The sequence below is a fragment of the Shewanella sp. ANA-3 genome, from assembly GCF_000203935.1.
Classification (GTDB): domain Bacteria; phylum Pseudomonadota; class Gammaproteobacteria; order Enterobacterales; family Shewanellaceae; genus Shewanella.
In genome coordinates, this window is the sequence record NC_008577.1 from 2,030,134 (window position 1) to 2,056,722 (window position 26,589).

Annotated in this window: 16 protein-coding genes; 8 read left to right on the plus strand and 8 right to left on the minus strand. The window is 46.7% G+C overall.

Annotation, left to right across the window (positions count from 1 at the left end):
* Window positions 1–177 precede the first annotated feature (177 nt).
* Window positions 178–3,852, plus strand: coding sequence for an invasin (locus SHEWANA3_RS09120; protein WP_011716749.1), 3,675 nt, complete (start codon window positions 178–180; stop codon window positions 3,850–3,852).
* A gap of 88 nt (window positions 3,853–3,940) precedes the next feature.
* Here the strand turns inward: SHEWANA3_RS09120 and astB are convergent, their stop codons facing one another.
* Window positions 3,941–5,275: an N-succinylarginine dihydrolase gene (gene astB, locus SHEWANA3_RS09125; RefSeq protein WP_011716750.1), complete on the minus strand. Its 1,335-nt coding sequence runs from the start codon at window positions 5,273–5,275 to the stop codon at window positions 3,941–3,943.
* Between the two features lie 331 nt (window positions 5,276–5,606).
* On the opposite strand from astB, the gene topA reads away from it, so the two are divergent.
* A complete protein-coding gene (gene topA / locus SHEWANA3_RS09130) occupies window positions 5,607–8,243 on the plus strand; it encodes a type I DNA topoisomerase (protein ID WP_041412994.1) in 2,637 nt (878 codons plus the stop codon).
* A 220-nt stretch (window positions 8,244–8,463) separates the two neighbouring features.
* Here topA and zomB read toward each other — a convergent pair whose 3' ends face one another.
* Entirely contained in the window at window positions 8,464–9,243 is a 780-nt protein-coding gene (gene zomB / locus SHEWANA3_RS09135) for a flagellar motor control protein ZomB (protein WP_011716752.1), read from the minus strand.
* Between the two features lie 227 nt (window positions 9,244–9,470).
* Here zomB and cysB point away from each other — a divergent pair, with 227 nt between their 5' ends.
* Window positions 9,471–10,445: an HTH-type transcriptional regulator CysB gene (cysB, locus tag SHEWANA3_RS09140; RefSeq protein ID WP_011622367.1), complete on the plus strand. Its 975-nt coding sequence runs from the start codon at window positions 9,471–9,473 to the stop codon at window positions 10,443–10,445.
* An 81-nt stretch (window positions 10,446–10,526) separates the two neighbouring features.
* On the opposite strand, the gene SHEWANA3_RS09145 is transcribed toward cysB, so the two are convergent.
* The 4 genes from SHEWANA3_RS09145 to SHEWANA3_RS09160 all read right to left on the minus strand — a co-directional run bounded on the left by SHEWANA3_RS09145 (window position 10,527) and on the right by SHEWANA3_RS09160 (window position 14,051).
* Entirely contained in the window at window positions 10,527–11,189 is a 663-nt protein-coding gene (locus tag SHEWANA3_RS09145) for a response regulator transcription factor (protein ID WP_011716753.1), read from the minus strand.
* Window positions 11,190–11,410: 221 nt separating this feature from the next.
* Window positions 11,411–11,842, minus strand: a complete 432-nt coding sequence (locus SHEWANA3_RS09150) for an acyl-CoA thioesterase (RefSeq protein ID WP_011622369.1) — start codon at window positions 11,840–11,842, stop codon at window positions 11,411–11,413.
* A gap of 150 nt (window positions 11,843–11,992) precedes the next feature.
* Window positions 11,993–13,057, minus strand: coding sequence for a 3-deoxy-7-phosphoheptulonate synthase (locus SHEWANA3_RS09155; protein WP_011716754.1), 1,065 nt, complete (start codon window positions 13,055–13,057; stop codon window positions 11,993–11,995).
* A gap of 181 nt (window positions 13,058–13,238) precedes the next feature.
* Window positions 13,239–14,051 (minus strand): pyruvate, water dikinase regulatory protein, encoded by an 813-nt coding sequence (locus SHEWANA3_RS09160; protein WP_011622371.1) that lies wholly within the window; start codon window positions 14,049–14,051, stop codon window positions 13,239–13,241.
* Between the two features lie 124 nt (window positions 14,052–14,175).
* Here SHEWANA3_RS09160 and ppsA point away from each other — a divergent pair, with 124 nt between their 5' ends.
* From ppsA to SHEWANA3_RS09185, 5 genes are all read left to right on the plus strand, one after another.
* Window positions 14,176–16,545 carry a phosphoenolpyruvate synthase gene (gene ppsA, locus SHEWANA3_RS09165; RefSeq protein ID WP_011716755.1) on the plus strand — a complete coding sequence of 790 codons (2,370 nt, stop codon included), beginning with the start codon at window positions 14,176–14,178 and terminating at the stop codon, window positions 16,543–16,545.
* Window positions 16,546–16,644: 99 nt separating this feature from the next.
* The gene (locus tag SHEWANA3_RS09170) at window positions 16,645–19,686 is read left to right on the plus strand and encodes an FAD-binding and (Fe-S)-binding domain-containing protein (RefSeq protein WP_011716756.1); all 3,042 of its coding nucleotides are present in this window, start codon (window positions 16,645–16,647) and stop codon (window positions 19,684–19,686) included.
* An 88-nt stretch (window positions 19,687–19,774) separates the two neighbouring features.
* Window positions 19,775–20,263, plus strand: a complete 489-nt coding sequence (locus SHEWANA3_RS09175; protein WP_011716757.1) for a DUF1285 domain-containing protein — start codon at window positions 19,775–19,777, stop codon at window positions 20,261–20,263.
* A 138-nt stretch (window positions 20,264–20,401) separates the two neighbouring features.
* Window positions 20,402–20,833, plus strand: coding sequence for a MarR family transcriptional regulator (locus SHEWANA3_RS09180; protein WP_011716758.1), 432 nt, complete (start codon window positions 20,402–20,404; stop codon window positions 20,831–20,833).
* A gap of 290 nt (window positions 20,834–21,123) precedes the next feature.
* A complete protein-coding gene (locus tag SHEWANA3_RS09185) occupies window positions 21,124–24,909 on the plus strand; it encodes a S8 family serine peptidase (protein ID WP_011716759.1) in 3,786 nt (1,261 codons plus the stop codon).
* 77 nt (window positions 24,910–24,986) lie between these two features.
* On the opposite strand, the gene SHEWANA3_RS09190 is transcribed toward SHEWANA3_RS09185, so the two are convergent.
* Together SHEWANA3_RS09190 and SHEWANA3_RS09195 are read right to left on the minus strand one after the other, a co-directional pair.
* On the minus strand, window positions 24,987–25,334 hold the full coding sequence (locus SHEWANA3_RS09190) for a hypothetical protein (protein ID WP_011716760.1): 348 nt from the start codon (window positions 25,332–25,334) through the stop codon (window positions 24,987–24,989).
* A gap of 194 nt (window positions 25,335–25,528) precedes the next feature.
* Entirely contained in the window at window positions 25,529–26,563 is a 1,035-nt protein-coding gene (locus SHEWANA3_RS09195; protein WP_011716761.1) for a Glu/Leu/Phe/Val dehydrogenase dimerization domain-containing protein, read from the minus strand.
* Between the last annotated feature and the right edge of the window lie 26 nt (window positions 26,564–26,589).

Sequence of the window (26,589 nt, forward strand, 5' to 3'; positions counted from 1 at the left end):
ACAAGCCTAGCAAGAAAATGCAGAAGTTTAAATGAGTTCCGATGTTAAACTGACTGCAAAATATGAGAAATAAAATGAGAGAGTATTGGAAAAGTTAGGTGAAAATTGTGTAATGTTAGCCTATAAGTTAAAAGCGTCAATCTTGGTATTATCATCAGAGTAACAGGGAGCCTGACAATGAAGTCAGCGTATAAGGTTTTTCTCGCAGGATTATGTTCACTTTTCTTGGTCGCATGTGGCGGCGGAGGCAGTATCTCCGACGATGGCACAGGAACGACACCCCAGCCTAGTGTAGTGACTGTCACTCTTAGTATTTCGAATAGTGACAATGTTTCACTTGATACTCCTGCGGAAGTGCAGGCTACCGTTGTGGATTCTAAAACAGGACCTAAGGCTGGTATTGTCGTTACATTTAAGCTCGACAATGACGAATTGGGCACTTTTACGCCTTCCACTGGTACTCAGTTAACTGATTCATCTGGGGTTGCGAAGATCAAGCTTGAAACGAGGAATTTAGCAGGTGCAGGAAGTGTGACTGCTAGTATTGTAACAGGTGAGTCCGCTAGTATTGGATTTTATTCTAAAGGCGATGGAGCCATTAATCCGGGAACGGGAAATAAACTAAAGCTATTTCTTGTGAATGCTCAAGGGCAAGCCATAACAAGCATTAGTACAGCAACTCCTGGAGTTGTTAAAGCACTATATACTAATAGTTCAGACGAGCCTCTTGTAGGTAAGGTTATTACCTTTACTTCTACGTTAGGTAAATTTCAGCCTGAATCAGGTACTGCTCTGACAGATACACAGGGTCTTGCTAAAATAGCTATAACAGCAGGAACTGTCGCTGGTGCTGGTAAAATTATTGCAAAAGCTGATGATACAGAGTCAGAAGCTTTTGGATTTAATACCTTAGGCGATGAAGTTGTTGTTAAACCAATTGATGCCTATAGCATTGCGTTAACGATTACAGATTCACAAGGTCAAGAATTACGGAATATTAGTCATAGTGTTCCAGGTTCTGTGATTGCAACTCTGCGAAAAGATGGGGTTCCAACTAGTTACCAAACAATTTCATTTAATTTAACAGGCCAGGGTACATTAAATCCTTCATCTGGAACTGCATTAACTGACTTGAATGGTCATGCATCAGTGACCTTAGTGACTGGTACTAATGCTGGGGCTGGTACTGTCACAGCAAGTTTTTCACTTGAAAACGAAACAATAACTGATAGCTTTAACTTTGAAGTTGCAGGTGATGCTCCTGGTGGTAATGGCGAAGCAAATTCTTTGTCTATTCAGCTGACAAATAGTCAGACAGGGGTTCCAACCACCGATATTAGTGCTACACAGCCTGGTAAAGTAACTGTTGCTTTAGTGGATAAAGATTCGACTCCCTTGGTTGGTAAAGTTGTTAGTTTTAGTAGTACATTAGGTAACTTTCTACCGACTCAAGGAACAGCGTTAACAGATTCTCTTGGCCGTGCATCTATTACATTAACCGCGGGAAGTATTGAAGGTGCTGGTGAAATTACTGCAACTTATGGAACTGCAAAAGCGATTATTGGATTTGTAACCGCGGGAGATGAAATTGACCCTGTTGAAGCAAGCCCTGAAATTAGCTTTGATATCTATGATTGTAATGATGTTGCAACTTGGGATAAAGCGTTAAAGAACTTCGAAGTTTGTAAGGCTACAGACAATATTACTAATGATAAACCCGGCATTGTCGGTGCTAAAGTGACTCGTTCCGGCAGCACACAAGCTTTGCAACAAGTGTTGATTACTGCTGCGACTACTATAGGGGCAATTAGCCCAAGCTCAGGCACTGCTATTACAAATGCTGAAGGTAAAGCAATTCTCGATTTATATGCGAATGGCAATGTTGGAGCTGGAGAGATTTCACTGAAAGTGAAAGATGTAACGGCCACCAAAGCTTTTGAAATTGGTAGGGTTAATATTTCACTTAAACTAGAAACTTCCCTTGGCGGTAATTTACTTCCAGCTGGTGGTTCCACCATTTTGGATGTTACTGTTTTAAATCCAGACGGTTCGTTAGCAACAGGTCAACCTTTTACTCTTGTATTTACTTCTGAATGCCAAGCATCCAATAAAGCAATAATTGACTCACCTGTTATTACAAATGGTGGAAAGGGATACGCGACTTATAGAAGTACTGGTTGCGAAACACAGGACACAGTATCAGTTTCTGCTATAACAGGCGGAGGAAGTGTAAGTTCAACAGCTGTAATCAATATTGATTCTATTAAAGTTGGAGCTTTGCAATATGTTACGGCTAGCCCGACATTGTTGGCTTTACAAGGAACTGGAGGGATCGCAGGTGCGGGTGCTCGTTCTGAAACATCAGTAGTAACATTCAAGCTGTTAGATGAAACAGCTGCACCAGCGGGACAAGAAAGAGTTTGTTTTGAATTAAGCACCGAAGTAGGAGGGATTAGCCTAAGTCCTGCTCCATTAGCGCAAGATTATCTCGATTGCCCTAATTTCCCGAAACCAAATTCTCCTAACTATCCTGCTGATTTAAGTGTGCCTAATAAGTATGCTGTTGCCGTAACGGACAGTGCAGGACTCGCTTCTGTTATTGTAAGAAGTGGTGATAGAGCGACTCCTGTAAAAGTTTTTGCATTATGGGCAGGGAGTTCTGCGGATGGCCATAATGGCGTTATTTCAAATGTGTCAGATCAACTTGCAATCACAACAGGCCTTGCTGATGATGACAGTTTTTCTGTATCAGCATCCATATTTAATCCTGAAGGTTGGGATTACGATAATGAAACAGTAGATATTAATATATTGGCGGCTGATCATTTTAATAACATGGTACCCGCTGGCACAGTAATTGTTTTCACTGCAGAAGGCGGTGCAATACCTGGCTCTTGTACAACTGGTGGTTTAACTAATCCTGATGGGGCTTGTGGTGTTCAGTGGCGGAGCCAGAGCCCACGACCATTTTCGAGTACAGTAGTGCAATGTCCTGTACCATTTTATGGAGATATTAATCCTCCTTGTATGGGGCCATCAAAGAGTCTGTTTGATTCAGGAATCAATTCAATATTGACAGAACCTAGGCCAGGTAGAGCGACTATCACAGCTTATGCTATTGGTGAGGAAAGTTTTGTGGATTTAAATGGCAATGGTTTATTTGATACAAATGAACCATTTACTGACAGATCCGAAGCTTTTACTGATCATAATGAAGATGGTTATTACCGGAAAGCTTCACCTTCCTCATTAGCTGATTTACCTATTCAACCAGCAGGTTCGGTGAATGAGGAGTTTGTTGATTACAATTTTGATGGCATCTTTAATAAAGCTGACAATAAATACACAGGGCTATTATGTGCTTCTGGTTCGAGTGCTGCTTGCACTGACACTGGTTTAGATGATAATCGAGCTCAACTAAATATCTTCAGAAATATTCCAATTGTTATGTCTGGTAGTACACCAATGGTTCGATTAGTAAAGATTGATCCAGCTGATAAAGACACGATGACAGCAGTAACAGAAATAGATTTGATTGACAGAACAGATCCACTAAACCCGATAGAAAAAGAGCCTCAAACAGTTTATCTGTTTGTTTCTGATGTAAATAACAATACATTACCTTACGAGACTAAAATAACGACATCAATAGACAATGGAAAGCTCATAGTCCCTGTGGGAGGGAGTTACTCAATCGCGAGTAATGCATCTAATAAACCGTTAATATATGCATTTACTATTGGTCAAGAAGACCAAGCTAACCAAAAGCTCTCTGGTGCTCTTGTCATAACCGTAAAAACACCAAAAGGTTCGCCTGTGAGTGTGACAGTGAATGTCAAAGATGGTGGTTAATCAGCCTGCTTAATATTCACTTAACAGTATTAAAGGCGATCAGAGCATCGCCTTTAATTTTTGTGGTTTAGCGTGGTTAGATAGAGGTTTATCTTTGGAATGGATACACACTTCCCAATTTCATGATTTGGGTGAGCTCATCTAATGCGGTGCGTGATTCAACCACTAATTGCGGATCAGCTAAATCTTGAGTCGATAAACGGTCGCGGTAGTGTTTATCCACCCAAGTATTTAAACGCGCGAATAAAGCATCGTTAAGTAAAGTGTGTTGATTCGCAGCAGCCACTTCTCGCTCATTCATGGCAACCCGTAAACGCAAGCAGGCGGGGCCGCCACCGTTTTGCATACTTTGTTTCACATCGAAATACAGCACTTGCTTGATTGGCGTATTTAACGTGAGTAGCTCATTTAAATATGCATAAACAGCAGGATTTTCTTGGCAGTCTGTTGGGGCAATGATGGCCATTTCGCCAGAGGGGAGAGTGATGATTTGGGTATTGAATAGATAACTCTTTACCGCATTGTTAATCGCCACTTTGGTGGTTGGAACCTCGATAAAGAATAATTCGGTATCGAGTTTTCGTCTTATTTCATCCAATTTAGCCTGTGTATTTAAGAATGCCTGCTCATGGTAAAACAGCACATTTTGGTTACCCACGGCGATCACGTCATTGTGGAATACCCCTTGGTCAATGACATCGGGATTTTGTTGAATAAAGACGCAGTTATCCTCCTCGAGTTGGTGCAATCTTGCTATCGCCATCGACGCTTCGAGGGTTTGTCTGGCGGGATATTTTTGTGGTCTTGGTGCATTAGGATTGGTGGCTTCTTGGCCGTAAACAAACAGCTCGACCCCAGCATGACCATATTCTTGACACAGGCGAGTATGATTCGCGGCGCCCTCATCACCGAAGCTATTATGCTCAGGTAAATGATTATGGTGATGAAAATAGTGGGGATCGTTGAAAGTTGCTGTTAAGATGCGCCCCGTTGTGGTGGGCTCGATACTGCGATGCAACTTATCGACTAAGTTGGCAGGGGTAAAATGCAGTTTACCGTCACGGGTGTCGGCACTGGGCGACACGGTTGCGGCATTCGCCGTCCACATACTTGAAGCACTGCAACAGGCATTAAGCAGCGCAGGCGCGGTTTTAGCGGCTTGTTGTAAAACTTGGGCATCACTGCCAGAAAAACCAATTCGGCGCAGTGTATTAAGATCTGGGCGCTCTTGTGGCGCTAACATGCCTTGGATCATCCCTAAATCAGCGAGTGCTTTGGCTTTTTGCAAACCCTGTTTAGCGGCGGCTTTAGGATTTGAGACTAAAGCGGCGTTGTTGAGTGAGGCCACATTGCCAAAAGACAAACCGGCATAATTGTGGGTTGGCCCAACGAGTCCGTCGAAATTCGCTTCAAAGTGCTTCATTGCTTATCCTTGTGATAGGGAAGGTTATTATTTATTCAAATGGTCCCTGAAGCGACCCAGTATACTGAAGGTTTTTGTGGGCACAAGCGCACGGTTTTGTGCTCAAAGCGACTTTTTCACGATAAATGCATAACTATTTCTTGCTTGCTGGCAAATAATGAAATATTAGTTTTTAATTACGCAATATTATTTTTTTACATTTTTTCAACTTTGATTAAAAAGTGACTCGCTGGTACATATAAAAGAGGGATTAGCTTGAAACTCTCAATGCAACCCTCTATATATGGAGCCAATTTCCACCTTCTTGAGATTTTTTGGCGCAAATCAAACTATGGGTAAATCGCTAGTTATTGTCGAATCACCGGCCAAAGCTAAGACTATTAATAAATATCTTGGCAAAGAATTCATCGTTAAATCGAGCGTGGGGCATATCCGTGACCTACCAACCTCTTCTTCATCTGACGGCAATGAAAAGGTGAAATCCGCCGCCGAAGTGAAGAAGATGTCGCCAGAAGAAAAGGCGCGATATAAAAAGGTGAAAGAGCACCAGGCGCTGGTGTCGCGTATGGGCGTTAACCCTGAAAAGGGCTGGGCGGCTAAATATCAAATCCTACCGGGTAAAGAGAAAGTCGTTAAAGAGCTGCAAGCCTTAGCCGATTCTGCTGACCAAATCTATCTTGCAACGGACTTAGACCGTGAAGGGGAAGCCATCGCCTGGCATTTGCAAGAGGTGATTGGTGGCGATCCTTCACGGTATCAACGCGTTGTATTTAACGAAATCACCAAATCTGCGATTCAAGAAGCCTTTAGTAAACCTTCTTCCCTCGACACTAATATGGTGAATGCCCAGCAGGCGCGACGCTTTTTAGACCGTGTCGTCGGCTTTATGGTGTCTCCACTGTTGTGGAAAAAGGTTGCCCGCGGCTTATCCGCAGGACGGGTGCAATCCGTGGCCGTGCGTCTTGTGGTGGAGCGTGAAAGCGAAATCAAAGCCTTCGTACCTGAAGAGTTTTGGGATGTGCACGCACAGCTGAATACGCCTGCGAGCGAAGCGCTACGCATGGAAGTGGTAAAGTACTTAGACTCAGCCTTCGAGCCCACAAACGAGCAGCAAGCGTTAGCCGCCGTTCAAGCCTTATCCTCTGCCAGCTTTAAAGTGATCGCTCGTGAAGATAAAGCGACTCAAAGTAAACCTTCGGCTCCTTTTATTACCTCAACCCTACAACAAGCGGCCAGTACTCGCCTAGGCTTTGGGGTGAAGAAAACCATGATGATGGCCCAGCGCTTGTACGAAGCGGGTCACATCACTTATATGCGTACCGATTCGACAAACTTAAGCCAAGAAGCGTTAGACAGTGTGCGTGAGATGATCGGCAAGGAATACGGCGCCAAGTATTTACCTGCCGAACCAATTCGCTACGGCTCTAAGGAAGGCGCACAAGAGGCGCACGAAGCGATTCGTCCATCAAACGTGAAGGTCGAAGCGGCTGCATTAACCGATATGGAACGTGATGCACAGCGTCTCTACGAGCTGATTTGGCGTCAGTTTGTGTCATGCCAGATGACACCTGCCCAATACGATGCGACCAAACTCACGGTTAAGGCGGGTGACTATGAACTGAAAGCGACGGGACGTATCCTGCGCTTTGACGGTTGGACTCGTGTTCAAACCGCATTGAAAAAGAAAAATGAAGAAGACAATACCTTGCCATCGGTGAACGAAGGTGATCTGTTGTCTCTGGTTGAACTAGAGCCTAAGCAACACTTTACTAAGCCGCCTGCCAGATACAGCGAAGCGTCATTGGTAAAAGAATTAGAGAAGCGTGGTATCGGTCGTCCTTCAACCTACGCCACGATTATTTCGACGATTCAAGAGCGGGGTTATGTCAAAGTTGAAAACCGCCGTTTCTACGCAGAGAAAATGGGCGAGATTGTCAGTGAGCGTTTAGTCGGTAGTTTTGCTGAGCTGATGAGCTACGACTTTACCGCCAGCATGGAACAGACCCTTGACGATGTCGCCAGTGGTGAGCTGGATTGGAAAAAGGTTCTCGATGGTTTCTATGCCGACTTCACTAAACAACTCGAGAAGGCGGAATTGGCACCAGAAGAAGGCGGTATGCGCCTCAATCAAATGGTGATGACCAATATTAAGTGTCCGACTTGCGGTCGCCCCATGGGGATCCGTACCGGCACAACTGGGGTGTTCCTGGGTTGTTCGGGTTACGAGTTGCCACCGAAAGAGCGCTGCAAAACCACCATGAACTTAACGCCAGGCATTGAAGCGATTAGCGACAGTGAAGATGCTGAAACCGATGCGCTACGCGCCAAGCATCGTTGCGGCATTTGTGGCACTGCGATGGACAGCTATCTTATCGACGAAAAGCGTAAGCTGCATGTTTGCGGTAATAACCCCATCTGTGAGGGTTATGAAGTCGAAGAAGGACAATTTAAGATCAAAGGTTACGAAGGTCCATTAATTGAATGTGACCGCTGTGGCCATGATATGGAGCTGAAAAACGGCCGTTTCGGTAAATATTTTGGTTGTACTAACGAGGAATGTAAGAATACTCGTAAGTTACTGAAAAACGGTGAAGCTGCGCCACCAAAAGAAGATCCTATTTATCTGCCAGAGCTGAAATGCAGCAAGTCTGATGCGCATTTTGTGCTGCGTGACGGTGCGGCAGGGATTTTCTTGGCAGCCAGTACTTTCCCTAAATCTCGGGAAACCCGGGCGCCACTGGTTGAAGAGTTAGTGAAATATCGCGAGCTATTGTGGCCAAAATATCAGTATCTTGCCGATGCTCCTATCGCCGATGATGAGGGGAATAAAGCGGCGGTTAAGTTTAGCCGTAAGACCAAAGAGCAATATGTGGCGACCGAAGTTGATGGTAAAGCAACCGGATGGTCGGCGCATTATGTGAATGGTAAATGGGTGACTGAATCGACGGCGAAGAAAGCTAAGAAGTAACCTGATCTGAATAGGGTTTAGGATCCTTTTCTTCGTGGTTATAAATGGGTTCACTTAGGTGAGCCCATTTTGTTATCTAGGGTTCTTACAATCGCCGATTGCAGTAATGATGTTGGCGTATCGATAACCGAGATATTGTGAATAAAAATACCACGCATAAAAAAGCCAAGTCACAGACTTGGCTTTTTATGGAAAACGTTCTTAATTGAGCAATGCGATATCACCATTTCTTCTTCGGTTGAAACAGCATATCGATGTCATCTTCTTCATTTTTGGGTCTAGGCGCACTCGGCGCAGAAAGCTTTTGTGCACCCATAATCTCATCTAACAACATTTTGGCTTCATCGACCTTGCGGGCAATAAAAGGATCATTCGGTGTTTGCGCTTTAATAGCGTGTAGGGTTGCTAAAGCTTTTGTGACCATTTGCTTAGACGAACCATATTGCTTCATAAAGCTCGCGGCACGGGCACGGGACAGCATGGAATCAACATTAATCCGTAGCTGTAAACTATCGATACGATTCTCTTCCTGAGCAAAAACATTGGGGTCGACTCGGCCCTTGTTGTGCTCTGCACGTAAAATGGCTTTCAGTTTCTTGAGTGTTTGTACTAACACTAAGATCTGCTTGTCATTATCCGGCAATCTAAAATTCTCAATAGGGGGCATCTGTGGCGTGTTAGATTGCAATGTCTCGATTTGTGACTTGAGATCGGTAAGACGACGTTGAAAATCCGATTGCTGTTGACTCGCACTTAAAGTGGTGGCGATTTCTAACGCTTCTTGCACGCGACGATAGAGCACTAAAATGATGTGTGTACTGCAAGGGATCATCCCTGTGTTGGACAATACGGTTTCAGTTTCATCAATAATTGCGCGTTGACGGGCAAATTCTATGCGACGTTCAGCCTCAGCACGTTCTTTTTGTTGTTGTATAACGTTAATTCCGATAACAAGCAGTAAAAGTGCACCGATGAGGATCAGAACCAAGGTGAATGTCATAGCTGTTCCATTATTTATCTAATTGGGCTAATGCTACAATAAATCAATAAACTAGCATAGTTATCTTAGCCTAGGTTATCATTTCTGTCGTATGAAACTTAAGACTTGTGCTCTATATTCCTATTTGCTTTAATTTTTACTATATACTATAACGATTGATTATAGCTGATACTGAGTTGTGCCATTTTCGCCAATCCAATTCAGCCTGTTTGAGACAAGGACATAAGATGAAACTGCAACAGCTCAGGTATATTGCTGAGGTCGTCAAACACAACCTTAACGTATCGGCCACCGCGGAAAATTTATATACATCGCAACCTGGGATCAGTAAGCAAGTTCGCATGTTGGAAGATGAATTAGGCATTCAAATCTTCGGTCGCAGCGGTAAACATTTGACCCACGTGACACCCGCCGGACAACAGGTGATAAATATCGCCAATGACATCTTAGGCAAAGTTGAAAGCATCAAAAAAGTCTCCGAGGAATACACTAAACCTGATCAGGGGGAATTGAATATCGCGACCACGGATACGCAGGCGCGGTATGCGTTACCCCATATCATTCGCCAGTTCATTGACCGTTATCCTAAAGTCAACCTGCATATGCACCAAGGCACGCCATCGCAGATCAGCGAACAAGCGGCGCGTGGCGATGCTGACTTTGCGATTGCCACCGAAGCGATGCACTTGTATTCCGACTTAATCATGTTGCCTTGTTACCATTGGAATCGCTCGGTTGTGGTTCCCAAAGATCATCCCTTGGCGACCCGTACCCATATCAGTATTGAAGATTTAGCCCGTTTCCCATTAGTCACTTATGTGTTTGGTTTTGACCGTGCCTCGGAAATTGAAAAAGCCTTTAACCGCGCAAACCTCGAGCCGCGGGTGGTCTTTAGTGCGACCAGCGCCGATGTGCTGAAAACCTATGTACGTTTAGGCTTAGGAGTCGGGGTGATAGCCTCGATGGCGATTGACCCTAATATCGATAAAGACTTAGTGGCTATCGATGCGGGCCATTTATTTGCCCACAGCACGACTAAGATTGGTTTTAGAAAAGGCAGTTTCTTACGTAGTTATATGTATGATTTTATTCAACACTTTGCACCGCATTTGACTCGCGATGTCGTTGAAAAGGCGGTGGCATTACGCGATCAGCAATTGATTGATGAAATGTTTGCCGATAAAAACTTGCCAATGCGTTGATTCGCGGTTGTTAGAGACAATAAAAAATGCCGCAATGAATGCGGCATTTTTTATGCGAAATTGACAGCAGTCACGGCCGAATTAGGTCAAATCCACTTTATCCATTTCAAGCTGGCCTAAGGCAATAACGGCTTGAGTACGATTACGCACACCCAGCTTTCTAAAAATCGCGGTAGCGTGGGCTTTGATGGTGGCTTCAGACACACCTAAGTCATAGGCGATTTGCTTATTGAGTAAGCCCTCGGCGAACATCTGCAGTACTTTATATTGCTGCGGCGTCAGATCGGAAAGTTTATTCGCCATCTTATCCGTATCATCATCTTCAATCGGGATGATTTCGGCGCCAGCAGGTAACCAGATATCCCCAAATAATACGGCGGTGAGCGCTTCTTTTAAGGTTTCCATCGAGGCCGATTTAGGAATAAAACCACTGCCGCCATAATGGATAGCACGGCTAATAGTATTGATATCCTCATGGGCCGAAATCACCACCACTGGCAGTTCAGGGTAGTGGGAGCGCAGGTGGATAAGCGTCGAATAGCCATGGGAGCCAGGCATTTGCAGATCCAGCAAAACCAAATCGTAATTCACAGTTTGTGAATCTAACACTGACTGCAATGCATCGGCACTGTCGGCCTCATACCATTGAGTGTGCTCAAAGGCGCTACTGAGGGCTTGACGTAGTGCATTTCGAAACAATGGATGGTCATCGGCAATAATTATATTTAAGTTTTCTAGCTTCATGGCTTTGTTGGTTATGTTCGTGGCACGTGAAGATTAAACCCAATGTAACAGAAAAGTAATCGAGGATCCTATTGCTTTATGCAGTAAGATTGACAAAATTTTTATATGTTTCTGGTTGTTATACTTTTGTCTATCAAAGGTGGGCGGATTATTCAAACAAAAACACGCCCTCAAACGAGCGTGTTTAAGGGCGAGAGTGCGTTATCTTGGCTGACTAAATCTTATTCAGCGGTCCACACCTGGGTTGGGTGGCGTTGTTCGTCAACCGCAACAAAGGTGAATACGCCGCGGATCGCATGCTCGCGATGATCTTGGTACATGTCTTCGACGAAAATATTCACTTCCACCTTTAACGAGGTATTACCCACATGGATCACGCGGGCGATGAGTTCGGCTAAGGTGCCTGCTGGAATAGGTTTTTTAAAGTCGATTCTGTCGGAGCTAACAGTCACTAAGGTTTTGCGGCAAAAGCGAGTCGCTGCAATAAAGGCGGTTTCATCCATCCAGGCTAACGCTTCGCCACCGAATAAGGTGTTGTGGTGATTGGTGATAGACGGGAATACCGCCTTGATCACCCGCGCTTCGGATTGATTGATCCGCTGTTCGATGGCGTCAGAAAAGGCGGGGCGGCTAGAGTCGAGCGAGTTTGGCATACGGCAACCTGAGGTTATGCATTTTTGAAGAGGCGCAATTATAGTGAGTTTTCAATTTGAATGGTAGAAAACGGCTATATCGTTAGGTTTTAAGACTGCACGAAAAGTAAAAAGGCTTCCAGTGGAAGCCTTTTGCCGTGGGTCATCGACTTATTTGCCGAGAAACTCACGTCTATCGCGGGAGGCTTTAGCCAGATCGCGCAGTAACTTTTCCGAGTCATCCCAATGCAGGCACGCATCTGTGATGCTTTGGCCGTAACACAGAGGTTGACCCTCAACCACTTTTTGATTGCCTTCCTGTAAGAAACTTTCGGCCATCACCCCCGCAATTGCCGTGCTGCCTGCGCGCATTTGCGCCATGATATTGTCGGCAACAACTAACTGCTTCAGGTGATTCTTTTCGCTATTACCATGGCTAAAATCAACCACCATACGTGGTGTTACATCGACAGACTCAAGTTTTAATCTTGCTTCTTCAATGTCTTGCTCAAAGTAATTCGGCTTTTTACCGCCACGTAAAATGATGTGGCCGTAAGGATTACCATGGGTGCGATAGACAGACATGGCACCGTCTTTATCAGGCGAATAGAAGATATGTGGCACTTTTGCTGCGCGCACCGCATCGACGGCGATATTAATATTGCCATCGGTACCGTTTTTAAAGCCCACGGGGCAGGAGAGTGCCGAGGCCATTTCGCGGTGGACTTGGCTTTCGGTGGTGCGGGCACCGATAGCGCCCCAGGTGATTAGGTCGGCAATGTATTGACCGTTCACCATATCTAAAAATTCGGTGGCAATCGGTAATTTGAGCTCTGTGATTTGCTGCAATAACTCGCGTGCAATACGTAAACCTTTATTTGGCTCGAAGCTGCCGTCTAAATCAGGATCGGAGATTAACCCTTTCCAACCGACGATAGTGCGTGGCTTTTCAAAATATACGCGCATTAAAATGCAGAGATCGTCCTTCAACTCTTGATGCAATACTGCTAAACGGCGAGCGTAGTCGAGGGCGGCTTGAGTATCATGGATGGAGCAGGGGCCAATGATCACTAATAGGCGTTGATCTTCGCCCATAATAATGGCTTCGACTTCACGACGTTGCTGAACGAGATAATCGGCTGCATCTTGGGTTAACGGGTACTCAGATGCCAGTTGTGCAGGTGAGATGACTTTAGCTAATAAGGAAGTGCGTAATTCGTCTGTTTTAATGGTCATTCAAAATACCGAGCTTGCGTGCGGCGCTTTTCGCCAGATTGCCTCGGATTATAACGAATCGAACAGCATTGCACAGTGCCAATTGTGTTAATTGTCGGCAACTGTGCAATGAATTTGATTTAAGTTAGACCTATTTAGCCTAAATCGAGGGACTCGATTGCCTCGTTCGAAATCATCAAGATTAGAACATATGGCGTTCTAAGCCTGTCACATCCAAAATCTTAGTGGCGATTTCTTCGACCGAGTGGTTGGTGGTGTCGATATAAGGAATACGTTCACGTTTAAACATCATCTCGACTTCTTTTACCTCTAAACGACACTGCTTTAAGGACGAGTAGCGGCTGTTTTCCATGCGGCTTTGGCGGATTTCATGTAAGCGCACCGGATCGATGGTTAAGCCGAACAACTTCTTCTTATTGCGTTTTAACGCTTCAGGTAGTTTCAGGTTATCCATATCGTCTTCGGTGAAGGGATAGTTAGCCGCTTTAATACCAAACTGCATCGATAAATAGAGGCTGGACGGTGTTTTACCGCAGCGTGACACGCCAAGCAGGATTAAATCCGCCTGATCCATATGTTTCATGGTTTGGCCATCGTCATTGTCCATCGCAAAATTGATGGCATCGATACGGGCTTCGTAGCCGTGATTGGCTTTCCCGTGGGTGCGATGTAACACCGGAGAGGCGCTAACGCCTAAATGTTGTTCAAGTGGTGCAACGAAGGTATTTAAAAAATCGTAATCGAGTCCTTCACTCGAATAAATAATGTCCCGAATTTCAGGTTTTACGATCGAATGGAACACTAACGGCCTTTCACCTGTTGTAATAAAACAATCATTAATTTGTCGTTTAACGTTCTCGGCTTTTGCCAATGTTTCAACAAATGGAATTGTAAGTGACTCAAATTCTAATGGAAATTGCGAGAGTACTGCATGCCCAAAAACCTCAGCTGTGATCGCTGTCCCGTCGGAGATGTAAAATACCTTTGGTGCCATACTGACCTCTTGTAGTAATAAAATTACAAATAAAATTATAGATTTACGCTGCTTCGGCGGGAGTGTAAAATGCCGCTGCCCTCGTGTGAAGGGGCCACTGAAATAAACTTGCGGAGATAGAACTGTGCAGCAATACGTACTCTGGTATCAGGAATTAGGCATGGGTGACGTCAACTTGGTTGGCGGTAAAAATGCTTCTCTTGGCGAGATGATCAGCAATCTAGCTAATGCCGGTGTTCAAGTACCTGGCGGATTTGCGACTACTTCTTATGCGTTCAATGAGTTCCTTGAACAAAGTGGAGTAAACCAGAAGATTTATGACATCCTAGCAACATTGGATGTAGATGATGTCAATGCACTGGCACAAGTAGGTGCACAGATCAGACAATGGGTTATCGATACCCCGTTCCAACCAGCTCTAGAGCAAGCGATTCGTGAAGCTTACGACAAACTTGCCGCTGAAACGAGCGATGCATCATTCGCGGTGCGTTCTTCTGCTACCGCAGAAGACATGCCAGATGCTTCTTTTGCTGGTCAGCAAGAAACCTTCTTAAACGTGAAAGGATTTGACTCAGTACTCGTGGCGATTAAGCACGTGTTCGCGTCACTCTTTAACGACCGTGCAATTTCATACCGTGTTCACCAAGGTTATGAGCACCACGGTGTTGCCCTGTCTGCCGGCGTACAACGCATGGTTCGTTCAGACAAAGCTGCATCAGGTGTAATGTTCACCATGGACACTGAATCAGGCAACAACGATGTAGTGTTTATCACTTCATCTTTCGGTCTGGGTGAAATGGTTGTTCAAGGTGCGGTAAACCCTGACGAATTCTATGTTCACAAACCTATCCTCACTCAAGGCCATAAAGCCGTTGTTCGCCGTAATATCGGTAGCAAGCTCATCCAGATGGTGTATTCCGATGATGCTTCTCACGGCAAACAAGTGAAAATTGAAGACGTTGCTGCTGAAAAACGTCGTCAATTCTCCATCAACGACGCCGAAGTGATGGAACTGGCTAAACAAGCTATGGTTATCGAAAAACACTACGGTCGTCCAATGGACATCGAGTGGGCAAAAGACGGTAACGATGGCAAACTTTATATCGTTCAAGCGCGTCCAGAAACGGTTCGTAGCCGTGAAGACGTACAATTAATTGAACGTTACCACTTAAAGAGCCGTGGCGCGGTGATCTCTGAAGGTCGCGCTATCGGTCATAAAGTGGGTTCAGGTGTGGCGAAGGTATTAACTTCAATCGCTGACATGGATCAAATCCAACCTGGCGATGTGTTAGTGACCGATATGACTGACCCAGATTGGGAACCTATCATGAAGCGCGCCAGCGCCATCGTGACTAACCGTGGCGGCCGTACCTGTCACGCGGCGATTATTGCCCGTGAATTAGGCGTACCTGCGGTAGTCGGTTGTGGTGACGTGACCGACCGTATCAAGAATGGTCAGTTAGTGACTGTTTCTTGCGCCGAAGGTGACACTGGTTACATCTACGAAGGTAAGCAAGAGTTCGAAGTGGTGTCTAACCGCGTTGACGCTCTGCCTGCATTACCGATGAAAATCATGATGAACGTGGGTAACCCAGATCGCGCCTTTGACTTTGCTCGCTTACCAAACGAAGGCGTGGGTCTAGCGCGTTTAGAATTCATCATCAACCGCATGATCGGTATTCACCCGAAAGCGCTGCTTGAATTCAACCAACAAGACGCTGCGCTGCAGGAAGAAATCAACGAGATGATCGCAGGTTACGACTCTCCAGTTGAGTTCTACATTGCCCGTTTAGTCGAAGGTATCGCCTCAATCGGTTCTGCTTTCTATCCGAAGAAAGTGATCGTGCGTATGTCTGACTTCAAGTCTAACGAATACGCGAACTTAGTGGGTGGTGACCGTTACGAGCCAGAGGAAGAAAACCCAATGTTGGGCTTCCGTGGTGCAAGCCGTTATATCTCTGAATCATTCCGCGATTGTTTCGCGTTAGAATGTGAAGCGATTAAGCGCGTGCGTAACGAGATGGGTCTGAAAAACGTTGAAGTGATGATCCCATTCGTCCGTACCGTGAAAGAAGCCGAGCAAGTGATTGAACTGCTGAAAGAGCAGGGCTTAGAGCGTGGTAAAGATGGTCTGCGCGTCATTATGATGTGTGAAGTACCGTCAAACGCGCTGTTAGCGGATCAATTCCTTGAGCACTTCGATGGTTTCTCTATCGGCTCAAACGACTTAACTCAGCTATCACTCGGTCTTGACCGTGACTCTGGCATCATCAGCCACCTGTTCGATGAGCGTAACGAAGCCGTTAAGATCCTGCTGTCTATGGCCATTAAAGCGGCTAAGGCGAAGGGCGCTTACATCGGTATCTGTGGTCAAGGACCTTCAGATCACGCCGATTTCGCGGCTTGGTTAGTTGAACAAGGCATCGATACCGTATCGTTAAACCCTGATACAGTGATTGATACTTGGTTATATTTAGCCGAAGCGCACGGTTGATCTCGGTTGTAATTTTATAAAGGTGTTAAAAAAGCCGCTTTTTAGCGGCTTTTTTTTGTTTATAATGGGCCGCATAACAATAATTGACTGAAGCCGCTCATGTTACCTCTGTTATCACACCAACAAACGTTAGAACCTGTCTATCTGGCCTATCTTGATGCCTTAGCGCAAAGTGGCTACGCCGGTGATATCGATAAGCGCTACAGCGCGCGCCTCGTGCAAGCTACGGATAACTCCGTATACCAATTTTTGCCGCAGGCAGTGCTTTATCCTAAGCATCAAAAAGATATTCAAATTGCCTTGTCGCTGGCGGCAAAAGCAGAATTTGCGGGTGTGACTTTTAGTGCCAGAGGCGGTGGTACGGGCACCAATGGCCAATCGCTGACCCACGGCTTGATCCTCGATGTGTCACGCTACATGAATCGCGTATTGGAAGTGAACCATGAGCAGGGCTGGGTGCGCGTCGAAGCGGGTGTAGTCAAAGATGCGCTAAACGATGCGCTGCGTCCCCACGGTTATTTCTTCAGCCCCGATCTCTCAACCTCAAACCGTGCCACTATCGGCGGCATGATTAATACCGATGCCTCGGGCGCGGGATCCTTAGTTTACGGTAAAACCTCAGATCATGTGCTAGCGCTACGCAGCATATTGATTGATGGCAGTGTGTTCGACACGCGTCCCCTCGATGCGGGTCTGTTATGTAACCCGGATAACGTGAGCGATAATCCACTTGGGCAAAAACTGATTTCTGCGATTGCCGAGGTGTGCCGCGAGAAGCGTGCGCTGATCGAACAACAATTTCCTAAGCTCAATCGTTTCTTAACCGGATATGACTTAAAGAATGTCTGGAACAACGGCTTAACCCAGTTCGACCTCTCACGTATTTTAACTGGCTCTGAAGGCACGCTGGCGGTGATCACCGAAGCGAAACTCAACATTACACCACTGCCGAGTGAGCGAGCGATGGTGAACATTAAGTATGACTCCTTCCAGTCCGCACTGCGGCATGCGCCATCCTTAGTGGCGGCGCGGGCCACTGTGGTTGAAACCGTGGACTCAAAAGTGCTTAACCTTGCCCGTGAGGACATTGTTTGGCATTCGGTTTCAGACCTTATTCAAGAAGTACCGGGCAAAGTGATCGATGGGCTCAATATGGTCGAGTTTGCTGGCGACGCCGTTGAGGTGAGCGAAAAGCTTGCGGCACTCGAAGCCGTGCTGACCGAACAAATCAACCGTGGTGAGTGTGGCGTGGTTGGTTATCAAGTCACTCAAGATAAGGCCAGCATTGAGAAAATCTACGGCATGCGTAAAAAAGCTGTGGGCCTACTCGGTGCTACCAAAGGACGTCGCAAACCCATTGCGTTTGCCGAAGATACGGCAGTGCCGCCCGAAATGCTCGCCGATTATATTATGGAGTTTCGCGCACTACTCGATAGTCACAATTTGCAATACGGCATGTTTGGCCATGTGGATGCGGGCGTATTACACGTTAGGCCTGCGCTGGATATGTGCGATGTCGAAGATGAAAAACTGCTGAGGGTGATTTCCGATCAAGTCGCGGCGCTGACACTCAAATATGGTGGCCTGATGTGGGGCGAGCACGGTAAGGGCGTGCGCGGCGAATATGGTCCTTCGGTGTTTGGTGATGAGCTTTATGGCGTGCTGCAAGATATTAAAGGCCTATTTGACCCTGATAATCGACTCAACCCAGGCAAATTAGTGGCGCCAAAGCAAGCGGGTGGCCTGTGTTTTGATGTGGACAGTACCAAGCGCGGCAAGTTTGACCGGCAAATTCCGGTCGAAGTACGCGATGCCTATCCCGATGTGATGAACTGTAACGGTAATGGCCTGTGCTTTAACTACAGCAGTTTCTCACCTATGTGTCCGTCATTTAAAGTGACGGGGGACAGAGTTCAGTCGCCTAAAGGTCGCGCGGGCTTAATGCGTGAGTGGCTGCGTTTACTCGAATCCGAAGGCGTCGATGTCAATGCGCTGGCCAGAGCTAAACCCTTAGGTATTTTGCAGCGCATGCAAAATACCATCAATGCGAAGCGCGATTACGATTATTCCCACGAAGTGATGGAATCACTGAAGGGATGTTTGGCCTGTAAAGCTTGCTCGAGCCAATGTCCTGTGAAAGTGGATGTGCCTAAATTTAGGGCGCAGTTCTTTAATATTTACTATCAACGTTATCTGCGTCCGGCTAAAGATTATCTGGTGGCGGGCATCGAAGACAGTCTGCCCATTATGGCGGCGGCGCCAAGGCTGACCAATTTCGCCTCGCAAAACCCGCTCAGCCAATGGGTGATCAAAAAGGCCATCGGTTATGTGGATGCGCCAGCGCTGTCGGTGCCGACATTAAAACAACGGCTCGATGGTCATGCGAGCCGTGGTTATGATCTGGCGGCATTGCAGGCCATTCCCGCGGATGAGCGCGCCAAATTTGTGTTAGTGGTGCAAGATCCATTTAACAGTTTCTACGATGCTGGCTTGGTGTATCGCTTTGTCCAACTGATTGAAACGTTAGGATTAAAGCCTGTTCTATTGCCCTTTAAACCCAATGGTAAACCGACCCACATTAAGGGTTTCTTGGATAAATTTGCTAAAACGGCGCAGTCGAGCGCGGATTTCTTAAACCAAGTGCATAAGTTAGGCATGCCTATGGTGGGTATCGATCCCGCCTTAGTGCTCTGTTATCGCGATGAATATAAAGAAATCTTAGGGGCGAATCGCGGCGCGTTTGAGGTGAAACTGGCTAACGAGTGGCTGCTTAGCATTCTGCAGGATATTCCGACTAAGGCCATGCAAGATAAGCAATTTACCTGGTTTAGCCATTGTACTGAGTCTACGGCTAAACCCAATACCGCCAATGAGTGGAGCAAAATCTTCACTCACTTTGGCGCTAAATTAACCGCGGTGAATCTGGGTTGTTGCGGCATGGCGGGTACTTACGGCCATGAGGCTGAGAATCTTGAGCGTTCTAAGACCTTGTTTGATATGTCGTGGAAAGACACTTTAAGCAGGATAGACGCGTCGCAGGTGCTAGTCTCTGGCTACTCTTGTCGCAGCCAAGTGAAACGTTTCGCCGGTTACAAGCCAAAACATCCATTAGAGGCTTTATTGGAGCTCGTTAAGGCTTAACGCAATTTTGTATTAGGGATTGGATAATCCCTACAGCAATGCCACACTAAACCAGTCGTCAGGCTGGTTTTTTTATTGAGGGGACGCTATGGAAAAACACACGGACAATGTTATCGACACGCTACAGGAATTCACCAGCAAGCCAGCGCCGGATGTTGTCACACAGCCAACGGCGCTGTGTAGTGAAGTCGCGTTATTTCGTATCCAACTCTCCAGTGACTGGATATATCAGGACAGCCCATTACCGACCAAGTTTGCCAAGTTATTTGCCAGTATTTTACATGGTATCGATGGCGAACATTTTCTGATCACGCCAGTCGAGAAGGTGCGAGTCGAGGTGGATGATGCGCCACTGTTGATTGTCGATTATGTGAAAGATGAAACAGCATCGGGTTTAACGCTGCGCAGTAGTATTGGCACTGAGCATTATCTGGCGACACTCAATCACTTAAAGCTCACCGACTTTGGGATTTATCTGCCGCTAGAGCGCGGCCTATGGGGAAAATTGAGCCGTGCTTGTTACTATAATTTTGTGAATGAATTCAATTTACCCGACGACGAAGAGGCAGATGCGTAAAGATTTTGATTGCAATTACTTGGGCAAGCTGACTAGTTTATTACGGGTTAAGTGATAGTATTAAAACTGACCTCGGCCAATCCTTCTCGGGTTTGGGTCAGTGTTGTTGGGGCTAAATGGTGTTTTCGGAGGTGCTGTTTGAACCGCTATGAAAGCTTAGGCTATCTTGTTTCCCACTTGAATATTGAGCTGCAAAATGAGCTCGATATACAGCTGAAACGCTATCAGCTCGACATTAAGTTGTGGCCAGTGTTGTTCGCGCTTTGGCAGGAGGAGGGGATCTCTCAGACCGAGCTGTCTAAGCGTTGCGATGTGGCCAACTATACCATGACCCGTTTGCTCGATCAGTTGCAGGTTCAGGGATTGATCACCCGTCACCAAGAGCTCGATAACCGCCGTGCATTCCAGATTTTCCTCACCGATGAGGCTAAAGCGCTGGAGCAGGATTTGATCCGTGAGGCTGAGCGGGTCAATGAAAAATACCTGTCCAATCTCAGCGAAGAGGAGCGCCAGCAGTTTATGCGCTTACTCAATAAGATAAATCGCTTACCTTCACTCACAGAGCTGTAAGCTCTGCCCTTAGACAATGCTGTTTAACCGTCTCCACGCATTCGCTAACGGCGATTAAACTGCTATCACAATGTTTGTTTTCTCAGCGTATTGGTTTGTTACTAATACTCCGGCCTATTACTCATTCTTGTTTTAACCAGCAGTACAAATTGCTACCCGAGTATTGTTGCAAAAATGTTTCACTGGACGCCATCTTGTTGCACTGGAAGCTTGCATTCCAACACAAAAACCATTGCTCAGATTGGTTTGTCGACTGAGCAATTACAAGGTGATTTTTCAGGGAACATGAAATGAAACAACTCTTTAAGCGCAGCCGTATTGCTGCGACCTGTCTTATGGCAATGGGGCTCGCGACCAGTTACGCCACACTGGCGGATGATAGCGCGTTCGTGGATGCACAGTCTGGTGCGGTGCAATTTACCTTAATTACCGGTGAGGTGGTCACAGCAGTCGTGCGTGCTGATGGCTCACTCGGCGGGATCCGTTTGCTCGGTGAACATGGGGCCGAGGTGATCACCAGTATTTTTCAAAATGCGAATGGCCAATATCTTATTACACCCAAAGCCCAACCTCTGGTGACATCCCAAGCCGTCGATTTAGAGCTTTTTAACATCACTAAATTACATGCAGCGGGCTATGACGATGCTTCCACCGATAAGCTGCCCGTGATTATCGAATACCAAGATGGCACGCTGGCGGGCTCTGCGGTACCGAATCCGATTGAAGGGGCGACATTAACCGATGAAATTGAGCTTATCGACAGCGCCGCCTTTGGTGTGAGTAAGTCGAAAGCGGCCAAGGTATGGGAAACTCTCAGCACGGATGCTTCGGTGAAATCTGTATGGTTAGATGCCGTGGTGCATGCCGATAAAGAGGTGCCAAATGGCGTGAATGCCTTGGCAAACTTAACCCCAACCGTGCCGTTAACCGGTACCTATGGCAATTTAGCCAAGCACTTCAATGGTCAAGGTGTCACTGTTGCAGTACTTGATACTGGTTATGATCTTGATCATAACGATTTAGCAGAGCAAGTGCTTGTCAGTAAAGATTTTACCTATTCCAGTAATGGGATAGACGATCTCAATGGCCACGGCACTCATACTGCGGCCACCATTGCAGGCACAGGTGTCGAATCTAATGGTCGCTGGGCGGGCATGGCGCCAGGAGCTAAGTTGCTGGTGGGCAAGGTGCTGACAAATGCGGGCTCCGGCTCTACTAGTGGGATCTTGAGTGGTATGCAGTGGGCCGTGGCTCAAGGCGCCGATGTGGTCAGCATGTCTTTAGGTGGTAGTGGCACTAGCTGTACTGGGCCGCTTGTCGATATGGTCGAAGCCTTGAGTGACAAAGCCTTGTTTGTGGTGTCGGCGGGCAATAGTTTTACCCGCGAGACGGTGGGGATCCCAGGATGTGCCCCGAGTGCGTTAACTGTGGGAGCCGTTGACCGCGATAATCACACTGCATCTTTCTCATCCCGTGGACCCTCTCCTGATGGTCATTCTGCAAAACCCGATATCGCCTCACAAGGTGTGGATGTCGTGTCGGCAGCTTCTGGGGGATTTGGCTCGACGGCCTATCGCGCTCTGTCGGGTACCTCCATGTCGGCGCCCCATGTGTCAGGCGGCGCGGCGATTGTGATGCAAGCCAGACCCGAATTGAGTCCGCGGCAAGTGAAAGAAGTGTTGACCTCTTCGGTATTACCGAACGATTCACACGTGCTTGAGCAGGGAGCTGGGCCTATGGATGTGAATCGCGCAATCGCTCAAAGCATTATCGCGCCGCCCAATATGGAGCTTGGCTCCTTTGCCTATGATCAGGATATTGGCGTTACAGAAAAAACCATTAGTTTGCGCAACTTATCTGACAAGGACATCAATCTTAAGCTGAAAATGAGCTTGATAGGTGAAGATGGTAAAACCCGTATGCCAGCCACACTAGCGGGATTAAGCCTTAACAGTATTACCGTCCCTGCTAAGGGGAGTGCTGAGATCCCTGTGTGGATAGACTCGAGTGTGGCACTGCGTAGTGGCGCCTATGGCACTATCACTGGGCGCATCGAAGGTACAACAACGGGTAAATCCGATGAACGGGTCACTGTACCTGTGTCGTTTTGGATTGAGCCGCCGCAGGTAAACTTGAGCTTAAGTGTGACCGATATGCGTGGTCATCCTGCCACCTCGCCATCAAAAGTGTATTTGATGAATGAGGAAGATGATTGGGGACAAGCCGTAAGCTTAACCAATGGCCAAGCGAGCGTGAAAGTGCCTGAGGGTAACTATTCAATCGTCGCTAATGTTATGACCTATGACAATGATTTTACTTCAAATGGTTTAGTGGAATCGGCGACACAAATGGCGGTGCTTAATCGCAAGTTAAGCCAAGATACCCACCTTGAGTTTGATGCCCGTAATGCTGAAAAACTGCAGTTTAAAGCCAGCAAGCCGTTAGCGACGCAAGGTTTCTCCTTTGGATTTACCTACGCATTGGATGATAACAAGCTCGCAAAATTGGCGGCGATGGACTTTGCACCTGACTATGTGAAGGATATGTACACTTGGTCACAGGGGCACGATGACAGATTCCGCTCCTTCGTGACGACTCGTGCTATTGCCCCCGAAGCTGTGCTGACGATGCAAAATGGGGAAGTGCTGGAGTATAACAAGCAAGGTTTGGCAATGTCCTTCAATGGCCAAGGCCGAGCAGAAGTGGTATTTGTGGGCGATGGCGGTTACAGCACGGATTGGACTCAGTTCGATCTTAAGGGACGCATTGCACTCATAGGCAATCCCTATTATTTGACCTCCACCATGGTGAACAATGCCCTGAAAAATGGCGCGATTGGGGTGATTTTCTATCGTCCTGGTCTTAAGGGGCGTTACAAGGGAACGATTGGTGGCACGCCGCGCATTCCTGCTGTAGGGATCAGTTCAGATCAAGGTGAAGCCCTATTGGCGCAGGTCGAAGCGGGCAACAATCTGGTGAGTTGGTCAGGAATTGCCGCTGAGCGTACACCCTATGCTTATTCCATTAACCATATCACTGACGGGCGTATCGATGGTGGGCAAGTGGTGCTGCAAGAGCACAAGATGCAGAAAATTAGTGCGGCCTATCATTCACAAAATGATGAACGTCCTGTGTTTGTGGATGTGATGGGGATGACCAATAGTACGGGCGAGTTCTATTCCACGGGCAGCACGCAAATGGTGATGACACCGATAATCCGTGATGAATACTACACGGCAACCCGTAAAAATATGTGGACCAACATCGTTATGCCCGGCTCTGCGATGACGGCCGAAGGCGCTTACTTCGATGGTCCACGTATGATGACCGAAGGCACCGTTGAGAGCACCTCTTGGCTTAAAGGACCTAAGGCGGGTAGTTTGCTCACTAATGGTGGTGCGATTGCCTATCGCGACACTAATACTATCGATTTAAGTATTGTGCGATTCGGTGATGCGGCAGGGCATGATGGCAAAGGTGGCTACAATTCACAGTCTCTCTATGGGTTGAAAGTGAATGGTCAGAACACTTATCTCGACAGTGGGCTGCTGACGCTTCCTGACTCGAATGCTCAAGTAGAGCTCGAAATTCGCTCCTACGCCCGAGGTGTCGGTAGCAGCTCGCCGATTAAAGATAACTTAGGCTCTTTCTACCAAGGGATTTATCACTTCAGCACGGATTCGAGTAAGCAAGGTGTTCAGGCGGTATTGGTACCTAAAATTGATATCCCTATCGCGCTTGATAACACTGTGGCTGCGGGTGAAGCGGTTACCGTCAAGCTTGCGGGTGTGATGGATGGCATAGGTCAAGTTGACTTGGCTGATGTCAGCTTAGAGTACGGTTATGGCCAAGAGTGTTCTCTGGCAGCAGTCTCTGTATCGATTTACTGCCCCGTAGCGAGTAAATTTGCTGAAAGTGCATGGAAAACGGCAGAAGTCAAAATGGTCGATGGTCAGTGGGTTGCGACCATTCCTAATGATACTGCCGCGGGTAATTTTGTGCATTTACGTGTACAAATGAATGATGGCAGTAGCACTGCGCAGCAGACTATGATGCGGGTTTATATGCTGAAGTAATACGTCAGAGTAGTTTGGATTACACCGCTATTGTTTAGGCAATAGCGGTTTTTTATTACTGAATTTTTAACATCGGCTTAGAAAGGGAAGAGCACGGCAAGCAGCACTAAACTGGAGCCCAGCAGTAACCCCTGTTGCAGCAGGCGTTGGCCTTGAATAAGGCTGTTTTTACCTTGTTTTAAGCTGGTAATAAGTTGATTGTGTTTATAAATTCGGCAAGTGAGCTCATCGGTTTGAGGATCGATAAACAGCTTGAAACTGCATTGATGGCCATCATTGAGCTGTACTTTATGTACGCTGTTCGGGCCAAAGTTGAATTTGCGTGACACCATCTGCCCATTCACGAACACACGTTCAATTCCAAACCAATCACTGGCCTGTAGCTCAACCGAGTCCTGATTTAACTCGTACTTAAAACTGACCATATGCAATCCCTTTACTGACAGACGAGTGATTAATTCAAGCAGAGGCACATAGGCTTTTCCACTACAGAAAAGTGAATTTTACGTGGCGTTCTGGTATCTGATTGGTATTAAGAGGAATTTATTTTTTAGCTGGATAAGCGAAGCGAGGGAAGAGGTTGAGGCGGACAACAAGTCGTTGTCCGCCGAAAGCAGTGTTAAGCTTTTGCCGCTTGATAAATGGCACGGGCCATTTCGTCTGCAACCGCCGCAGTAGTGCGGTTTTCAGCATCGGCTTTAGTGAAAATCTTCAGCAATGTATTGTAGATTTCTCTGACCTTAGCTTCTGATTTCGCCGCGTCATAGTCTTTTTCAAATGACACGTTGATGATACCGCCAGCGTTAATCACATAGTCTGGTGCATACAGAATGCCCATTTCTTTTAACTGCTCGCCATGGCGAACTTCGGCTAATTGGTTGTTGGCGCAACCGGCAACAATCTTAGCTTTAAGCTGTGGCAAGGTCACATCGTTTAAGGTGGCACCTAATGCACATGGCGCATAGACATCAACGTCTTGGGCATAGATATCCTGTGGGGCAACGACGATGGCGCCAAAGTCGGTAGCCACTTTGTCGAGTGAAGCTTGGTGAATATCGGTGACGATAAGCTCTGCACCTTCTTCATGCAGGTGTTTACACAGGTAGTAACCTACATGGCCCACACCTTGAACGGCAATTTTAAGGCCTTTTAAGCTGTCTAAACCGAGTTTGTGTTTAACGGCTGCTTTGATCCCTAAATAGGTGCCTAATGCAGTAAAGGGTGATGGATCGCCGCTCTTGCCTTCAAGACCCGCCATGTATGGGGTTTCTTGATGGGCGATCATGATATCCGCTGTAGTGGTACCTACGTCTTCTGCTGAATAGTAACGTCCACCCAGGCTATTGATAAAACGGCCAAAAGCACGGAAGAGGGCTTCGCGATCAGGGCGCTTAGGATCGGCAATAATTACTGACTTACCACCACCCATAGTCAAACCTGCGAGGGCGTTTTTGTACGTCATACCGCGGGAGAGGCGTAATACGTCTGTCAGGGCTTCATCGTCGGATTGGTAGTTCCACATCCGACAGCCACCCACAGCAGGACCTAAGTTGGTGTTATGGATGGCAACGATGGCTTTTAAGCCACTCTCTTTATCATGACAGAATACGACCTGTTCATGTTCATCAAAGGATACATGATTAAATACAGCCACGTGAAGTTCTCCGCTATACACAATAA